Genomic DNA, 16,499 nt, shown 5'->3' with positions numbered 1-16,499 from the left:
TACCGACGCCAAAAAAGTCCGCGTGTCAGGCCTCCCAGTTCCGTTCGTCCCGGTACTCCTCGACGAACGCGCCCACGTCGAACTCGGTCATCGCGTCCTCGAACTCGCCCTGCGCGCCCGGGTTCTCGGCGTGGCTCACGGCGTGGTCCATCAGTTCGACGACGAGTTCGACGACGTACTCGTGGAGCGTGCGGGAGTCGAAGTCGAACACCCAGAGGAGCGCGTACCCGACCTCGCCCTCGCCGCTCGCGTCGTACGTCGCCACCTCCTCGGGCACGTCCTCCATCACCGCGCCCATCAGGTGGGGGGTGCCGAACTCCTCGAACGCGTCGTCCTCGGCGGGTTCGACCGCGGATTCGAGGATGTCCACGATGGACTCCGGGAGGAAGCGCCCGGGCGGGTGCATGTCCATCACGACCGCGTGCGACTCGCCGCACGGGCAGTCGTACTCGCGCATCCCGAGGTCGAACGCCGTCGTCTCCACGCGCTCCCCGCAGGGGAGTTCGACCACGCCGTCGCTCGCACCGCCACCGCCCCCATCGCCGCCGTCGTCGTCCGGTACGCGGGGTTCAGCCATACAGGAGTGTGACGCGCGAACGCGGGTAAGCCCTCCGCATGGCGTCGCGGAACAACCTTCATCCGGGCGTGCGGAGTCGTTCCGGGTATGGCCGCCATCGAGATAGACGGACTGACGAAGCGGTACGGCGACCTCGCCGCCGTCTCCGACCTCTCTCTCGCCATCGAGTCCGGGGAGGTGTTCGGGTACCTCGGGCCGAACGGCGCGGGGAAGACGACGACGATTCGCACCCTCCTCGGTCTGCAGTCCCCGACGGCGGGCACGGTGTCCGTGCTCGGCCGGGACATGGCCGTCGAGTCCCAGCGCCTCGACGCCCTGGAGCGAATCGGCTACCTGCCGTCGAACCCGCGGTTCGACGAACAGGCGACGGGCCGGGAGGTGCTCGACCTCCACGAGTCCGTCAAGGGCGGAGAGCGCAGGGCGGAACTGCTCGACCTGTTCACGCCGCCCGTAGAGCGCGAAGTCAGGGAGTACTCGACGGGGAACGTCCAGAAGCTCGGGCTCGTGCAGGCGTTCATGCACGACCCGGACGTGGTCGTGATGGACGAACCCACCGCGGGTCTCGACCCCCTGCTCCAGGAGCGGTTCAACGAGTTCGTCAGGGACGAGCGCGAGCGCGGGACGACGATGCTGTTTTCGAGTCACGTCCTCAGCGAGGTCAGGCGGGTGTGCGACCGCGTGGGCGTGCTCCGCGAGGGCGAACTCGTCACCGTGGAGGACGTGCGCGACCTGCTCGACCGGAGCGGGAAGCACGTCCGGGTGCGGGTGGCGGGCGACCCGCCCGCGGGCGCGTTCGACGTGGCGGGCGTCTCGGACGTGTCGCGGTGGCGGGACGGCGACGAGACCGCGTTCTCGTTCACGTTCGCGGGCGACGTGAACGCCCTCGTGGACGCGTTCGACGCCTACGACCTGCGCGAACTCGACGTGGAGGAAGCGCCACTGGAGGACGTGTTCCTGACGTTCTACGGTGATACCGATGCTTGAACTCGCGCGGTACGGCGCGCGAAAGCGCGTCCGGGGCGCGCTCGCGCTCTCCGTCGGGATGTCCGCGTTCAGCGTGCTGTACGCGGCGTTCTACCCCTCCATCGCGAGCGGGTTCGACGTGTCGGAGTACGTGGACGCGCTCCCGCCCGTGTTCGTGGAGGCGTTCGGCCTGCGCGCGTTCGGCACCATCGAGGGCTTCCTCGCGACCGAACTCTACCACTTCGCGTGGGTGATACTGCTCGGCGTCTACCTCGCGTACGCCGCCGCCGGCCTCCTCGCGGGCGACGTGGAGTCGGAACGCATGGACATCCTGCTCTCCCTCCCCGTCTCCCGGGGTCGCGTCGTCGCCGAGAACTACCTCGCGCTCGTGCCGGGCATCCTGCTCGTGAACGCCGTCGTCGCCGCCGTCACGTGGCTCGCGACGCACGCCATCGGCTACCCGGTCGCCGCCACCGACCTGCTCGCCGTCCACCTGCTCTCCCTCCCCTACCTGCTCTGCTGTGCCGCCGTCGGCCTCGCGTTCAGCGCCGCCGCGAGCCGGGCGAGCGTCGCCCAGCGCGGCGCGATGGCGACCGTGTTCGGGTTGTTCCTGTTCGAAACCGTCGTCACGACGACCGACTACGCGTGGCTCGGCGCGCTCGCGCCGATGCGGTACTTCGACCCGACCGCGATACTCGTCGAGAACACGTACGACCTCCCCGCCGCCGCCATCCTGCTCGCCGCCACTCTCGTCCTCGTGGCGGCGAGCGTCCTGTACTTCCGTCGGCGCGACGTCTAGGGCCAGTCGTCGCGCTGTTCGTCGCTCTCGAACACGTCGTCCTCGTCGTCCTCATCCGCGAGCTCCCAGCCCGCGGCCTCAGCGGCGTCCTCGACGTGCAGGAACTCCCAGCCGACCTCGGACGCGAGCGCCTCGTCCTCGTCGCTCGTCCCGACGAACACGTGGCGTTCGGTGTCGAACTGGTCTTTCACGGAGTCGAGGCTCTCCTCCTTGCCCTTCGGGCCGCTGAAGAAGTCCTGGCGGATGCGGCGCTTGCGCGTGAAGTTCGTGACGACGTACGTCGGTTCGTCGCTCACGACGCCGACGTACTCCGTCCACTGCCGGGCGTCCGCGAACGCCGTTCCGGGCTTCGCGAGTGCCTGGAGCGCGGACAGTTCGAACGCGAGCGTCATGTCCCCGCTGCCGCCGCTCATGCTCATGGGGAAGAAGTGGGGGGAGAGCGGGGAAAACGCCTTCGTTTCACTCCGCGACGGAGATGCGGTAGTAGCCGGTGTACTTCACGATTTCGCCGTCCTCCAGCGCGGTCGGGGCGTCGAGTGTTACGGGGTCGCCGTCGACCGCACCGGGGAGGGCGTGCTGTGCGTCGGAGTCGAGTTCGTCGAAGTCGCGGACGCGGGCGTCCTGCGGGACGGCGTCCGCGCGTTCGAGTCGCACTGTCGGGTTCATGTTGATACACCAGCCACCACGGGCTGTGCTAGTGTATACCACACAAGCGTATAAGGATTACTGTAGTCGCAAGATACGGCTAGAGAGTCGAAGGAATCCGGCGGAGCGACCGCGAAAACGGAAGTACGCTAGAAGTCGAGGTCGTCGAGGTCGAAGTTCTCCTCCAGGAGCACCTCTTTCTGGTCTGCGACCTGGGCTTCCTCCCGGATGAGCTGTTTGTACTTCGACTGGGGCGCGAGGTTGCCGATGAGGACGCCGCCGATGAGCTTCCCGTCCTTGAACGTGAGCCGCCGCCACTCCTGGTCGTCGTACGTGCGCTCGCACTCGTCGTCACCCCTCGTGGGGAAGCCGAAGGAGAGGAACGGGAAGTCGAAGTGCGTGATGGAGTACGAGGACACCCAGCGGAACTCCTCGACGTCGTCCTCCACGTCGTCGGCCACCATCGCCTGCGCGGCGACCGACCCCTGCTGTTTCGCGGAGCCCCACGAGCCGTTCTGCGCGTGGTCTTCGAGCACCACGTCGTAGAACTCCGTGATGTCGCCCGCGGCGAACACGTCCTCGACGCCGGTGCGCATGTACTCGTCCACGATGATGCCGGTCTCGATGTCGAACCCGGCGTCCTGGATGAACTCCACGTTGAAATCGAGGCCGATGGCGACGCCCGCGAACTCGGAGTCGTAGTGCTCGCCGTTCGAGTCCACGGTCTCGACGACGTTCCCGTCGTCGTCCGTGATGAACTCGCTCGCGCCGGAGTCGAAGACGGGCGTCACGCCCTTCTCGTCGAGCGCCTCGTGGATGATATCCGCGCCGTCCTCGCTGAGCGCGTACCGCCACCAGCGGTCGCCGCGCATCAGGTAGTGGGCGTCCACGCCCTGCGCGGCGCAAATCGCGGCGAAGTCGATACCGAGGAGGCCTGCACCGACGAGCACGCCGGTGTCGGCGTCCTCGGCGTCCTCGCGGATGCGGCGGGCGTCCTGGAACGTCCAGAAGTGGTGGACGCCATCCGCGTCACTCCCCGGTACGGGGAGCTGCGCGGGCGTGCCGCCGGTCGCGACGAGGAGCTTGTCGTACTCCAGGGTCTCTCTCTCGTGCGTGTACACCTCGTGGGCGTCCGTGTCGAGACCCGTGACGAGCGTGTTCAGCTTCAGGTCGATGTCGCGCTCGTCGTACCAGTCCTCGTCGTGGATGGAAATCGGTGCTTCCGGGAGTTTCCCTTTCGCGAACTCCTTGATGAGAATGCGATTGTAGAGGGGTTCTCCCTCGTCCGTGACGACGGTGATGTCGGCGTCCGGAGCCTCCTCGCGGAGTGTCTCGGCGGCGGAACTCCCCGAAATCCCGTCCCCGATTATCACGTACGACTCGGTCATACCGAGAGTGTCGTATTCGGGGTTAAAGTGGGTTGCTATCCGCCTACGGTGCCGGCACGGGTTGCCGGAGACGAGCGTGCGCGGCCCGGAACCCCGCGATTTAGGTGGGCGTGACCCCACTATGAGAACATGAAGATTGCGCAGAACGTCCGGCACTTCGCGACGAAGCAAGCGCTCACGCTCCCCGTCGTCTCGGAGCGGATGCACGACTGGCTCGTCGACCTCCACGTGGACGTGTTCCTGGAGAAGGCGGACGACGACCACACGGAAGAGCGCCGCGCGCGCCTGGAGGCGTTCTTCGACGCGACCATCGACATGTACCTGGTCGCGCTCCAGGAGGGGTACGCGGAGGCCGAGGCCCGCGAAATCACGCACGTCGTCGGGTCGTTCGACTTCTACACCCATGGCTGGACGGAGATGATGGAGTTCCCCGCGGACGAGGTCGAAGCGCACTACGAGCGCTACCGCGAGTTCTTCGACGCGCACGACATCTCGGTCGAGAACCCGCTCGGAGAGTTCGCGCCCGCGGACGGCCTGCCGGACGCGCCCGCGACCCCGGAGAAACTGGACGACGGCGAGTTCGCGAACGCGGAGGCGGGGTACGCCGACGACGTGTACGTGAAGACGGCGGACGGGGACGTGAAGAAGGGCGACCGGACGGACGAAATCGACGCTTAGGCGAGCCTGCGGAGCGCGTCCCGGCCGCCCTCCAGGAGGGGCGTGCCGTGGCCGATGCAGGCGATGTCGAAGTCGGGGGCGCGGTCTGCGAGGTCGCGGATGGACGCGCGCACGTCGTCGGTGTCGTGACTGAGGTACCACGGGCTGGGTTCGAGGTCGCCGCCGGATTCGCGGACGAGGTCGCCGAGGAACGCGACGCCCAGTTGTTCGCTGACGTACGCGACGTGTCCGGGTGTGTGGCCGGGCGTGTGGTAGGCGGTGAAACTCCCGACAGTGTCGCCGTCCCGGACGGGTTCGACGCGCGCGGACGGCGGCGCGGTGAGGAGGCCGGTGAGCCGCTGGAACGCGCCCTTCTGGTCGAACACGCTCGGTTTCTCGCGGCCCGTGACGAGGTCTGCGTCGCGTTCGCCCGCGTAGACGGTGGCGTCGAGGCCCTTGAGTCGTGGGAGGCCGCCGACGTGGTCGAGGTCGTAGTGCGTGAGGAGGACGCGGTCGATATCGCTCACGGCGTATCCGGCGTCCGCGACGGCGGTCGCGATAGTGTCGGCGTGCCACGGCATCCCCGTATCGACGAGCGTGAGCGCGTCGTCGGCGACGAGGTAGGCGTTCGTGCCGGAGAGGTCGATGTGCCAGACGCCGTCCGCGAGTTCGCGCACCATACCGGTGGTGGGGGCGCGAGCGAAAAGAGTGTTCGCGCCGCTACTCGACGCGGAGGTCGCTGATGACGTGGTCGTCGAGGGCGTCTCGGACGACTTCGCGGGTGTCGTCGCCGAGCGTGACGTGCTGGGAGCGCGCGCCGTCCACGGTGGCGCGGATGAGGCGGGCGGTGCGTTCGGGGTCGACGTCGTGGAAGACGCCCTGGTCGATGCCCTCTGCGATGGTGTCGGCGAGGACGCCGCGGAGGAACTCCTCGTTCGCCGCGAGCTGGTCGCGGTACGCGGGTTCGTGGGGGGCTTGCGCGCGGAGTTCGAGGAACGCGCGCCCGAAGTCGGTCTGGTCGCTGTCGTCCTGACCGAAGAGGAGGCGGTCGAGGATGATGTCGAGGCGCTCGGCGGGGTCGTCGGCGTCGAGGGAGTCGAGTTCGTCCTCGAATCGCTCGGTGAACGCGCCGAGGAAGGACGTGATGAGGTCTTGTTTGGTGTCGTAGTGGTAGTGGAGGAGGGACTTGCTGACGCCGGCCTCGTCGGCGATTGCCTGCATCGTGAGGTCGGCGAAGCCGTGCTCGCAGAGCGCGTGGTAGGTTGCCCGCAGTATCTCCTCCTTCGTCTCGCTCATTGACTGACCAGTTAGTCAGCGAGCGGGAAAAGTCCACCGATTATCCGGCTACCGCGACTCCGCGATTCGCTCCGCGCACTCGTAGCCGGCGACGATACCGCCGTTGAGGCTTCGCTCCGGGTACTGGGCGCGACTCGCCATGCCCGCGTAGTAGACGCCGTCGGCCACCTCGTCCGCGAGGTCGTAGGGGACGACCATGTCGAGGTAGCCGCGCTCGTACACCGGCGCAGTGCGCGGGTTCCGGCTCGTGCGAATCCAGTTCACGGACTCGCGGTCGAAGGACGGGAACAGGTCTTCGATGCCGGAGAGCCACAACTCTTCGACCTCGTCGTCGTCCATCTGCCAGACCGCCTCCTCGGGGCTCTGGATGTACTTCGGGACGTAGAGGAGGTGTTCGCCGCCGTAGTTCGACTGCGGGATGAAGTTCGTGTGCTCGATGAGCGCGCCGAACGGCGCGTCGTCCCCGATGTTCAGCCAGTACGTGTCCGTCAGGGACTCGTCCATCGAAATCACGGAGCAGACGGTACCCTGGAACTCGATGTCGCACTCGTAGCCGGTGAGGGCTTCGAGCACGTTCGGCATCGCCGCGACCACCACGTCGTCCACGTCGTGCGTCTCCGTCCCGCCGTCGGTCTCGACGGAGAGGGATTCGACCGCGCCGTCCGCGAACGAGACCTCGGTGACGCGCGCGTTCGTCGCGATGTTCTCCCGGCCGACATCGGCGACGAGGCGGTCGAGCAACTGTCCGAACCCGCCGTCGAGGTAGCCGAGCGGCTCCCCGCGCAGGAGGTCGCGCTCGCCCCGGAACTTGATTCGGCCGAGCAGCCACGCCGCGGACACGTCCTCCTTCCGACTCCCGAACTTCGCGTTCAGGAGCGGTTCGAAGAAGTTCTCGTACACGCCGCGCGTCGTGTGTTCGAGCAGGAACTCCTTGATTGGGACGTCCTCGAAGTCCTCCAGGTTCTCGTAGGTGTCGAACGAGGGAACGCCGCCGCGCACGTCGATTTCGAGCGTGAGCATCGCGAGGCGGAACGTGTCGTAGACGCTGAGGTGGGGGTAGGCGAGAATCTCCCAGGGCTTATCGAGCGGGTGGACGGTGCCATCCATGTAGTAGGCGTTCTTCCCGATGGGCCAGTTGAGGTTCTCGCTCAGTCCGAGGTCGTCGATGAGGTCGACGATGGTCTCCTCGCTCGCGGAGAGATGGTGGTAGTACTTCTCGATGGGGTCGCCGGCGGTGTCGTAGGTCGCCGCGAGCCCGCCGAGCGCGTCAGAGGCTTCGAACACGCGCACGTCCTCGCCGTGCGCCTGGAGCCGTCGGGCGGCCGCGAGCCCCGCGATACCACCGCCGACGATGCCAATCATGTCCCATGCTCCGCGAGCGCCGCGGTTTACGGTTACGGTTACGCCGGACGGAGCCGCGATACCCGCTAGTCTTTTCCCCCCGCCCTCGCTACTCCGTGCCATGATTACGGTACGGGCGCCCGCGACGAGCGCGAATCTGGGGAGCGGCTTCGACGTGTTCGGGGTGGCGCTCGACCGACCCGCGGACTACGTCACCGTCGAGCGCGCGGAGACGACGACCCTCGAAATCGAGGGGTACGGGAGCGAGTACATTCCGACCGACCCCGCGAAGAACACGGCGGGCGTGGTCGCGCGCGAACTCGACGCCCCCGCCCACATCACCATCGAGAAGGGCGTCCGGCCGTCGTCGGGGCTCGGGTCGTCCGCCGCGAGCGCCGCCGCCGCCGCCGTCGCGCTGAACGAACTCCACGACTGCGGACTCACGAAGGAAGAACTCGTCCGCGTCGCCGCGAAAGGCGAAGCCGCGGTGTCGGGAGAAGCGCACGCGGACAACGTCGCGCCCGCCATCCTCGGCGGGTTCACCATCGTCCGCGACGACGGCGTCACGTCCATCCCCACGGACGTGTCGCTCGTCGCCTGCCTCCCCGAAATCGTCGTGTCCACCCGGGACGCCCGCCGCGTCGTCCCCGACTCCGTCGCCATCGAAGACCTCGTCGATACGGTGGGGAGCGCCGCGACGCTCACCGCGGGCTTCCAGCAGGACGACCCCGTGCTCGTCGGCCGCGGGATGCGCGAACACGTCGTCACCCCCGCGCGCGCCGCGCTCATCGACGGCTACGCGCGCGCCGTCGATTACGCCAAGAAAGCCGGCGCGACCGGCGCGACCATCTCCGGATCCGGCCCGAGCGTCCTCGCCGTCTGCTACCCCGGCCGCCAGCGCGAGGTCGCGTCCGCGCTCATCGACGGCTTCAACGAGGAAGGCGTGGACGCCCGCGCCTACCAGTCCGGCGTCGGCACCGGCGCAGAAATACTGTAGTTAGTTCCCGCGGCCCTGCAGCTTCTCCTCCTCGGGGAGGTCGACGTTCGCCTCGCCCTTCATGCCGCTCCCGATGTCGGAGGCGATTTCCATGAGGCGTTCGGGGTCGTCGTAGTTGTTGACGGCGTCGACGATGGCGCGCCCCATCTTCTCGGGGTCTTCCGCGCCGAAGATACCCGAGCCGACGAAGATGCCGTCGCACTCGTGGTGCATCATCAAGGCGGCGTCCGCGGGCGTGGCGATGCCGCCCGCGGCGAAGTTCACGACGGGGAGCCGCCCCATCTCGGCGGTCTCGTGCACGAGGTCGTTCGGGGCTTCGTGCTCGCGCGCCCACATCTCGCGCTCCTCGTAGTTCATGCCCTCCAGCTTCCGAATCGCGCTCTTGATGGTGCGCTGGTGGTGGACGGCCTGGTTCACGTCTCCGGTACCGGCTTCGCCCTTCGTCCGAATCATCGCCGCGCCCTCGTGGATGCGTCGCAGGGCTTCGCCGAGGTTTCGCGCGCCGCAGACGAACGGCGCGGTGAAGTCGCGTTTGTCGATGTGGTACGTGTCGTCCGCGGGCGTCAAGACCTCGGACTCGTCAATCATGTCCGCGCCCGCGACCTCCATGATTTCGGCTTCCTTCCGGTGGCCGATGCGTACCTTCCCCATCACGGGGATGGAGACCTCGTCGATGACCTCCTGAATCCCGCTCGGGTCGGCCATCCGCGCGACGCCGCCGCGCTTTCGGATGTCGGCGGGGACGGCTTCGAGGTGCATCACCGCGACCGCGCCGGCGTCCTCCGCGATGCGCGCCTGCTCGCGGTTCACCACGTCCATGATGACGCCGCCCTTCTGCATCCGCGCGAACCCGCGCTTCACCAGGTCGGTTCCGCGCTTCAACTCCTCGATGTCGGTCTCCTCGCTCATGTATGAGGGTTCCGCCGGGAGTACCTTAACGCGTCTGGTTGCCCGAACGAACTACCGCGACCACGAGGGGTCGGCCGGCGTCGAGCCGCCGGGACCGCAGACGCTTTGACGCAGTCCGTCAATTTCCCGGTATGACGATTCCGGCGCGCGACGACCTCCCCCGGTACGTCGCGCCCCTCCCCGCCCGGCTCGAAGACCTGGCGTTCCGCCTGCTCCCGGTCATCGTGCTCGTGAACCTCGTCGGCACCCTGTTCGGGTTCTGGTACTACCGCTTCCAGCTCGAAACCACGCCAGTGGTCGCGTGGGCGGTCGTCCCCGACAGCCCCGTGGCGACGCTCTTCATCGGTCTCTCGCTCGCCGCCTACCGCCTCGACTGGGGCGCGGAGTGGCTGCACGCGCTCGCCTTCTTCGGCTGCATCAAACTCGGGCTGTGGACGCCGTTCGTCCAGCTCGTCGTGAACGGCCAGGGCGGCCTCTGGTGGGCGATGTACTGGTTCCTCGTCCTCAGCCACGCCGCGATGGCCGTCGAAGCCTTCGTCATCCACCGCTACGCGTCCTTCTCGGTGCCCGCAATCGCAGTCGCCGCGGGCTGGTACTGGTTCAACGACGTGGTGGACTACTTCGCCCCCCTCGTCGGCGACTTCCACCACACGACCCTCCGCGCGGAGTACGTGTCCGGCGGTATCGACCACGCGCTCCGCGCGCACGACCTCGCCGCCGTCGCCGCCGTCACCCTCACCCTGCTCGCGACGTTCCTCGCGCTCGCGACGCGAGTGGAGAAACTGAAGGCTTAGTCGTTCTCGTGGGCGCGCACCCAGAGTTCGCCGATGCGCGATAAGCGGGTGCGGTGGGATTTCCCCTCGCGTTCCTGTTCGATGTAGCCCTTCCCGCCCGGCCCGAGCCTATCGACGTTGTAGATGACTTTCGAGCGGAAGGAGTCCGTGTACTCCTCACCCAAGTCGCTCGCGAGGGTTTCGGCGAGGTCGCTGACGCTCGCGAACTCGCCGTGCTCGCCGAGCGTGAACAGCACGAGTTCCTCGAAGGGCTTGACGTTCGAGAACGAGGCGACGGGGATTTCGACGACGTGCCGGCCGTCGATTTCCTTCGCGCCGATGGTGGTGCCGCGTTCGTCGAACTCGTCGAGGAGGGCGCGAGCGCTCTCCACGCGCTCGGTGATGCGGTCGTCGTCGGCGTCGTCCGCGAGGTCGGAGAGCAACTCGATTTCCTTGCGGAGTTCCTCCGCGAGTTCGGTTTCGAGGTACTTCTCGGGTGCGGTGTAGTAGGTGTGGATGCGCGAGCGGTCTTCCTCGCGTTCGACGGCGAGCGAGTGCGCGGCGGTCGCGAACGCGAACGAGACGGTGCGCGGCATCGAGGCGATGTTCACCCAGACCTCGCCGCCGGCGTCGAGTTCTTCGGCGATGAGGTCGAACGCCTGCGCGAACGCGGCGTCGTAGTCGTACACGTCGCTCACCGACACTCGGTCGGTCTCCGCGCCGAGGAGGTTCTCGAAGTCCTGTTCGAGTTTCTCCGCGAGGTGCTGGGAGTACTCGACGTTCGCCTCGCTCCCCACCGCGCCCTCCAGGAGCACCACCCTATCGACGTCGAGTCGGTCGCGGACGAGCGGCGCGATGAGCCGGTCGTAGTCGAACCCGACCGGGATGACGTGCGTCTGCATACCCGGTCGTGGGGTCGTGAACGGCAAAAGACTACTCGTCGGCGCTCGACCGCCCGGGTATGTCTCGATGGTTGCAGTCCGGGTTGCGGCGGGACGTCTGCATCACTATCGCCGGTCTTGACGACCCGACCGTGAGCGGCGTGAAGCGCGCGCTGGAGAAACAGTACGAGAGCCGGGTGCGGCCGAAGACGTTCCACGGCGCTATCGACGGCCTGGAATCGCAGGGGTTGGTGGAACGGTCGGCGGACGGCGCGCACGAGCGCGTGTCGCTCACGGAGACGGGGAAGTCGGCGCTCCGCGAACAGTTCGAGTGGATGACCGACACGCTCGCCGATTGAAGAAAAATAGTCTCCGACACTCGGAATCGAACGAATAGGCGCAATCTTTTTGGTGTATTGAATCGTCGGTGCCGAGTACACGAATGTCCGAACAACGAAGCGTTCCGGTATCGACGGTGTTAGACAGGATTCCCGTCGGCACGTTCCATCGTCGGCTCCTCGCCATCTGCGGGACGGCGTGGGCGTTCGACGGCATGGAAGTCATCCTCATCAGCTTCACCCTCCCCGTCCTCCTCGACGCGTGGAGCCTCAGCGGCCTCACCGCGGGCTTCCTCGGCTCCGCGAGCCTCATGGGTATGGTCGTCGGGAACTGGGGCTGGGGGTACTTCGCCGACCAGTACGGCCGGAAGCCGGCGTTCCAGTGGACCGTCCTCACCTACGCGGTGTTCGCCGGTCTCACCGCGCTCGCCGTCGGCTTCTACAGCGGGTTCGCCCTCCGCTTCCTGACCGGCGTCGGCCTGGGCGGCGCGCTCGCCGTGGACACCTCCTACCTCTCCGAACACCTCCCCACGAACCGCCGCGGCAGGTACCTGGTGTACCTCGACGCGTTCTGGCCGCTCGGCTACGGCCTCGCCGTCGGCCTCGCGTGGTTCTTCCTCGCCTTCCTCCCCTCGGGCGGCACCGTCTCCGTCCCCGTGTTCGGCGCGGTGGAGGGCTGGCGGCTCCTGTTCGTCGCGTCCGCGGTGCCCGGCCTCCTCGTGTTCGTCATCCGCACCCAGCTCGCGGAGACGCCGTACTACCTCGCACGCACGGGCGACGTGGAAGCCGCGAACGACCGCCTGCGCGCCATCGCCGAGGAGAACGGCGAGGACGTCCAGCTCATCGACGCGGACGACGTGACGCCGATGGACTCCCCCGGGTTCGGCCGGCTGTTCGAGGCCGACATCCGCCTGCAGACCGTGATGATTTCCGCGGCCTGGTTCGCCATCAACTTCGGGTACTACGGCGTGTTCATCTGGCTCCCGCAGACGTTCGGCGCGAGCGGCACCGTCCCCGCGCTCGAAGTCGCGGGCCTGACGTTCGGCGGCGTCTACGTCTACTTCCTCCTCATCGCGCTCGTCCAGTTCCCCGGGTACGCGAGCGCCGCCTACCTCGTCGAGAAAATCGGCCGGAAGCTCACGCTCGGCACCTACCTGCTCGCGTCCGGCGCGTTCACGTTCGTGTTCGCGAGCGCGATGCCGGGCGCGGGATTCGGCCTCGGAATCAGCGGGTTCTGGCCCTTTTTCCTCGCGCTCCTCGCGTCCTCCTTCTTCACGCTCGGCGCGTGGGGCGCGATTTACGCGTACACGCCCGAACTCTTCCCCACGGAAGCCCGGGCGACCGGGAACGGATTCGCGGGCGGCGTCGGGAAGATAGCGGCCGTCATCGGCCCGATTCTCGCGGGCGCGCTCGTGGACATCGGGTATCTCGTCGCGCTCACGCCGCTCGCCGTCGCGTTCGCGCTCGGCGGCCTCGTCGTCCTCGCGTTCGGCCGTGAGACGAAGGGCGAACCCCTGACCTAGCGGCGACGACAGGTATTTCCATCGCCGACACGAATTTTTCCCCGACACCGCCGATGGAAGACACCTCGAAATACCTCATCCACGCCGAGTTCACCGCCGACGGCGTCATCGAACGTAGCGACGTGGTCGGCGCGGCCTTCGGACAGACCGAGGGCCTGCTGGGGGACGGCCTCGACATCCCCGACCTCCAAAATTCGTCGAAACTCGGCCGCATCGACGTGAACGTCGAGCACACCGAGGGTCGCTCCACCGGCACAATCACCATCGCGTCCAGCATGGATCGCGTCGAGACCGCCGTGCTCGCCGCCGCGCTGGAGGCGGTCGAACGCATTGGGCCCTGCCGGGCGAGCGTGCGCGTGAGCGACATCGAGGACGTGCGCGCGGCGAAACGCCGAGAGGTGAAAGAACGCGCGAAGGAACTGCTCGCGACCGCGTTCGACGACGGCGTGCTCGACAGCGACGAACTCCTGAACGAGGTTCGGGAGTCCGCAAAGGAAGCCGACATCACGGAGTACGAGGGCTTGCCGGCGGGCCCGCACGTCGCGTCCTCGGACGCGGTCGTCGTCGTGGAGGGGCGCGCGGACGTGAAGCGCCTCCTCCGGTACGGCGTGAAGAACGCTATCGCGGTCGAGGGCACGAACGTCCCGGACGCGGTGGCCGACCTCACCCGGGAGCGCACGACGACCGTCTTCCTGGACGGCGACCGCGGCGGCGACCTCATCCGCCGCGAACTCGAACAAGTCGGGGACATCGACTACGTCGCCCGCGCGCCCGACGGCGAGTCCGTCGAGGACCTCGCGCGCGAGCAGGTGGACGCCGCGCTCCGGAACAAGACGCCGTACGCGAGCGCCGACGCCCCCACCGCGGTGACCGACGGCAGCACCGAAACCGTCCCCGCGCCAGACGAACCGCAGACCGACGCGCCCGCCGAACCCGCGATAGACGCCGTCGCGGGCGCGCGCGACGCGGCGGAAGCGGACGCGAACGTCGCGGACGCGGCCAGCGTCGTCGAGGAACCCACAGAGAGAGACGGCGAATCGGTGGCGGGCGACGATGCGGACGACGACTCGGCGGAGTCGGGGTCGGTCGAGCCGGCGTCGCTCGCGGAGCTCGCGAGCGAGGTCGCGGGGTCGGGGGAGGCGTACTTCTTCGACGGCGAGCGCGCGGAACTCGCGGCGGTCGCGGCGGACGAGGCGTTCGACGCGCTCGTGGACGCCGACCCGGTGCCGGCATTGGTCGTGTTGGACGGCGCGGTGACCCAGCGCGTGCTGGACGTGGCGGCCCAACGCGGCGTCGGCCGGGTCGTCGGGACGGACCACGGCGACTACGTGAAACAGCCGGCGGCCGTGCGCGTGCACACGATTTCTGAACTGGAGTGAGTTAGAGGAGTGCGACGGCGAGGAGGGCGGCGGCGACGCCGCCGGACGCCGTGGCGGTGAAGTTCACGGACTGGTTTCCGAACAGGCCGCCTTCGAGGGTCGCGCCGACGAGGCTGTCCACGGTCATGCCGACGAGGCCGCCGGCGACGACGAGCGCGACGCCGAGCGCGGGAAGGGAGAAGGCGGCGAGCGCGATGAGCGCGATGAGGAGTGCGCCCGCGACGCCGGCGAGTTCGCCCTGCCAGGTGACGCCGCCGTCGGTTCCGGGTTCGACGGGTTCGAGCGTGGTGAGGAGGCGGGGCGGCCCGTAGAGACCGCCGATTTCGCTCGACAGCGTGTCGGCGAGCGCGGTGGCGACGCTACCGAGGTAGGCGTAGAGGAAGACGTGCGCGCCCCAGGGGAGGTGGTCGGCGGACGCGAACAGGAGGAGCGCGACGAGCGCGGCGGCGGAGTTCCCGAGGACGTTCCCGCTCCCGCGCGCGCCCTCGTTCTCCTCGGCGACCCCCCGGTTCTTCTTCTCGTCGTAGCGGTACTTGGTGGCGAGACTGCCGACGCCGAAGAACGTGATGAGGACGGCGAACCAGCCGTAGCCGCCGAGGACGACGGCGAGCAATCCGAGGAAGACGCCGGTGAGGAGGCCGGGGATGGACGTGGAGCCGACGACGTAGGAGAGCGCGCCGAACCCGACGGTGAGCGCGAGCGCGACGGCGATGCGCGTCCACGAGACGGGGTCGGCGACCGCCCAGAACAGCCAGAGGAGGAGGGCGATGACGGCGAGGAGGAGCGGGGAGTCGCGTTCGGTGAAGACGGCGCGGAGGAGCGCGGCGAGCAACGCGGCGGTGGTGGCGAAGAAGGCATACGTCGGCGGTGCGGCGGCGGTCGCGCCCGCCTCGACGACGGCGAGCTGGCCGAGGAAGGCGGCGAGCGTGCCGAGCACCGCGAACCCCGCGGTCGCGTACACGCGGGACTCCCGGTAGTCGAGGACGGCGCGGTAGCCGAGGTCGCCGAACGCCAGCGCGAGCACGGTCGCGACGTACACGACGACCGGCAGGTCGACGGCGGGCAGGAGGACGGCGAGGCCGGCGCTCGCGCTCGCGAACCCGACGAGCGTCCGCAAGCGTTCCGCGTGTTCGTCCCACGGGAACGCGAACAGTCGGAAGACGGGGCCGTCCCGGACGACGTAGGCCGCGGCCGCCACCACGACGAACGGCGCGGCGGCGAACCGGCCGAGGAAGGGGGCGGTGAGCGCGAGGAGACTACAGAGCGCGTACGCCGCCGCCCGCCGGAGCGGGAGAGTCACGGTATCGCCGTTGCTTCACCTGCGCCGCACTTAAGGCTCCCGAACAGCGGAGGGGTTTAGGCCGCACGCCGCAGAAACCCGGTGTGGGCGTCTACGACCACTACCTCGCGCTCCGCGTGCGCCGCGACGACGCGCCGACTCCCGACCACGTCGCGCTCGTCATCACCGAACGCGACCTCCTCGAACAGGGCGCGTACGACACGCTCAGCGACGCCTTCGACTGGGCGTTCGACTACGGCGCACAGCGCGTCACCGTGTACGTGAGCGTGCTCGACGAGGCCGCCGTCCCGACGCTCGAACGCGAACTCGCCGCCATCGACGCACCCCGCGAGGTCGCCGTCCGCGGCCCCGGCGACACCGAACGCGCCGACACACCCATCCAGATTTCCGTCGGCCTCGGCGGGAAGCACGAGTTCGCGGACGCCGTCCAGTCCATCGCCGAATCCGTCGAATCCGGCGACCTCAGCCCGGACGACGTGGACGAATCCGAAATCGAATCCCGCCTCGTCTTCCCCGACGAACCCGACCTCGTCGTCAAAACCGGCGCGGAACGCCTCAGCGACTTCATGATATGGCAGTCCGTCTACGCCGAACTCTACTTCACCGACGTGAACTGGCGGGACTTCCGGAAGCGCGACTACCTCCGCGCCATCAGGGATTACCAGAACCGCCAGCGGAGATTCGGTCGCTAGACCGAATTCAGTGAATCTCCGATTCACAGTAGTTTGGACGG

At 68.2% G+C, this 16,499-nt stretch carries 19 protein-coding genes; 9 read left to right on the top strand and 10 right to left on the bottom strand.

Annotated elements, in window-relative coordinates; genetic code table 11:
* Positions 1-25: 25 nt before the first annotated feature.
* Positions 26-577, bottom strand: a complete 552-nt coding sequence (locus LI334_RS03305) for a DUF5815 family protein (RefSeq protein WP_227261751.1) — start codon at positions 575-577, stop codon at positions 26-28.
* Between the two features lie 87 nt (positions 578-664).
* Here LI334_RS03305 and LI334_RS03300 point away from each other — a divergent pair, with 87 nt between their 5' ends.
* On the top strand, positions 665-1,561 hold the full coding sequence (locus tag LI334_RS03300; protein ID WP_227261750.1) for an ABC transporter ATP-binding protein: 897 nt from the start codon (positions 665-667) through the stop codon (positions 1,559-1,561).
* Complete coding sequence (locus LI334_RS03295; protein ID WP_227261749.1) at positions 1,554-2,339, top strand: ABC transporter permease subunit; 786 nt, start codon at positions 1,554-1,556, stop codon at positions 2,337-2,339. The genes LI334_RS03300 and LI334_RS03295 overlap by 8 nt, the downstream gene beginning before the upstream one ends.
* Here LI334_RS03295 and LI334_RS03290 read toward each other — a convergent pair.
* From LI334_RS03290 to LI334_RS03280, 3 genes are all read right to left on the bottom strand, one after another.
* The gene (locus LI334_RS03290) at positions 2,336-2,752 is read right to left on the bottom strand and encodes a DUF7124 domain-containing protein (protein WP_227262346.1); all 417 of its coding nucleotides are present in this window, start codon (positions 2,750-2,752) and stop codon (positions 2,336-2,338) included. The two genes, LI334_RS03295 and LI334_RS03290, sit on opposite strands and share 4 nt — an antisense overlap.
* A 46-nt stretch (positions 2,753-2,798) precedes the next feature.
* A complete protein-coding gene (locus LI334_RS03285) occupies positions 2,799-3,005 on the bottom strand; it encodes a hypothetical protein (protein WP_227261748.1) in 207 nt (68 codons plus the stop codon).
* A gap of 128 nt (positions 3,006-3,133) precedes the next feature.
* Positions 3,134-4,372 carry an NAD(P)/FAD-dependent oxidoreductase gene (locus LI334_RS03280; protein ID WP_227261747.1) on the bottom strand — a complete coding sequence of 413 codons (1,239 nt, stop codon included), beginning with the start codon at positions 4,370-4,372 and terminating at the stop codon, positions 3,134-3,136.
* 129 nt (positions 4,373-4,501) lie between these two features.
* Here LI334_RS03280 and LI334_RS03275 point away from each other — a divergent pair, with 129 nt between their 5' ends.
* Positions 4,502-5,050 (top strand): DUF6149 family protein, encoded by a 549-nt coding sequence (locus LI334_RS03275; RefSeq protein ID WP_227261746.1) that lies wholly within the window; start codon positions 4,502-4,504, stop codon positions 5,048-5,050.
* Here LI334_RS03275 and LI334_RS03270 read toward each other — a convergent pair.
* From LI334_RS03270 to LI334_RS03260, 3 genes are read right to left on the bottom strand one after another with little or no spacing between them, the layout of a single operon-like run.
* A complete protein-coding gene (locus LI334_RS03270) occupies positions 5,047-5,709 on the bottom strand; it encodes an MBL fold metallo-hydrolase (RefSeq protein WP_227261745.1) in 663 nt (220 codons plus the stop codon). The two genes, LI334_RS03275 and LI334_RS03270, sit on opposite strands and share 4 nt — an antisense overlap.
* Positions 5,710-5,749: 40 nt before the next feature.
* A complete protein-coding gene (locus LI334_RS03265; RefSeq protein WP_227261744.1) occupies positions 5,750-6,325 on the bottom strand; it encodes a TetR/AcrR family transcriptional regulator in 576 nt (191 codons plus the stop codon).
* A gap of 48 nt (positions 6,326-6,373) precedes the next feature.
* On the bottom strand, positions 6,374-7,687 hold the full coding sequence (locus LI334_RS03260; RefSeq protein ID WP_227261743.1) for an NAD(P)/FAD-dependent oxidoreductase: 1,314 nt from the start codon (positions 7,685-7,687) through the stop codon (positions 6,374-6,376).
* Between the two features lie 100 nt (positions 7,688-7,787).
* On the opposite strand from LI334_RS03260, the gene LI334_RS03255 reads away from it, so the two are divergent.
* Positions 7,788-8,663, top strand: coding sequence for a homoserine kinase (locus tag LI334_RS03255; RefSeq protein WP_227261742.1), 876 nt, complete (start codon positions 7,788-7,790; stop codon positions 8,661-8,663).
* On the opposite strand, the gene pdxS is transcribed toward LI334_RS03255, so the two are convergent.
* Complete coding sequence (gene pdxS / locus LI334_RS03250; RefSeq protein WP_227261741.1) at positions 8,664-9,572, bottom strand: pyridoxal 5'-phosphate synthase lyase subunit PdxS; 909 nt, start codon at positions 9,570-9,572, stop codon at positions 8,664-8,666.
* Positions 9,573-9,703: 131 nt separating this feature from the next.
* Here pdxS and LI334_RS03245 point away from each other — a divergent pair, with 131 nt between their 5' ends.
* The gene (locus tag LI334_RS03245) at positions 9,704-10,366 is read left to right on the top strand and encodes a DUF1405 domain-containing protein (protein WP_227261740.1); all 663 of its coding nucleotides are present in this window, start codon (positions 9,704-9,706) and stop codon (positions 10,364-10,366) included.
* Here LI334_RS03245 and LI334_RS03240 read toward each other — a convergent pair.
* On the bottom strand, positions 10,363-11,247 hold the full coding sequence (locus LI334_RS03240; RefSeq protein WP_227261739.1) for an HFX_2341 family transcriptional regulator: 885 nt from the start codon (positions 11,245-11,247) through the stop codon (positions 10,363-10,365). The two genes, LI334_RS03245 and LI334_RS03240, sit on opposite strands and share 4 nt — an antisense overlap.
* A gap of 59 nt (positions 11,248-11,306) precedes the next feature.
* Here LI334_RS03240 and LI334_RS03235 point away from each other — a divergent pair, with 59 nt between their 5' ends.
* The 3 genes from LI334_RS03235 to dnaG all read left to right on the top strand — a co-directional run bounded on the left by LI334_RS03235 (position 11,307) and on the right by dnaG (position 14,466).
* A complete protein-coding gene (locus LI334_RS03235; RefSeq protein ID WP_227261738.1) occupies positions 11,307-11,585 on the top strand; it encodes a MarR family winged helix-turn-helix transcriptional regulator in 279 nt (92 codons plus the stop codon).
* An 83-nt stretch (positions 11,586-11,668) separates the two neighbouring features.
* Complete coding sequence (locus LI334_RS03230; protein WP_227261737.1) at positions 11,669-13,087, top strand: MFS transporter; 1,419 nt, start codon at positions 11,669-11,671, stop codon at positions 13,085-13,087.
* A gap of 53 nt (positions 13,088-13,140) precedes the next feature.
* Positions 13,141-14,466 (top strand): DNA primase DnaG, encoded by a 1,326-nt coding sequence (gene dnaG / locus LI334_RS03225; protein ID WP_227261736.1) that lies wholly within the window; start codon positions 13,141-13,143, stop codon positions 14,464-14,466.
* 1 nt (position 14,467) lies between these two features.
* On the opposite strand, the gene LI334_RS03220 is transcribed toward dnaG, so the two are convergent.
* Entirely contained in the window at positions 14,468-15,766 is a 1,299-nt protein-coding gene (locus LI334_RS03220) for a DUF92 domain-containing protein (RefSeq protein WP_227261735.1), read from the bottom strand.
* An 83-nt stretch (positions 15,767-15,849) separates the two neighbouring features.
* Between LI334_RS03220 and LI334_RS03215 the strand changes: the two genes are divergently transcribed.
* The gene (locus LI334_RS03215; protein ID WP_227261734.1) at positions 15,850-16,458 is read left to right on the top strand and encodes an undecaprenyl diphosphate synthase family protein; all 609 of its coding nucleotides are present in this window, start codon (positions 15,850-15,852) and stop codon (positions 16,456-16,458) included.
* Positions 16,459-16,499: the final 41 nt, after the last annotated feature.

The sequence above is a fragment of the Salarchaeum japonicum genome (assembly GCF_020614395.1).
Taxonomy (GTDB): domain Archaea; phylum Halobacteriota; class Halobacteria; order Halobacteriales; family Halobacteriaceae; genus Salarchaeum; species Salarchaeum japonicum.
This window is presented reverse-complemented; position numbering and strand designations above follow the sequence as displayed.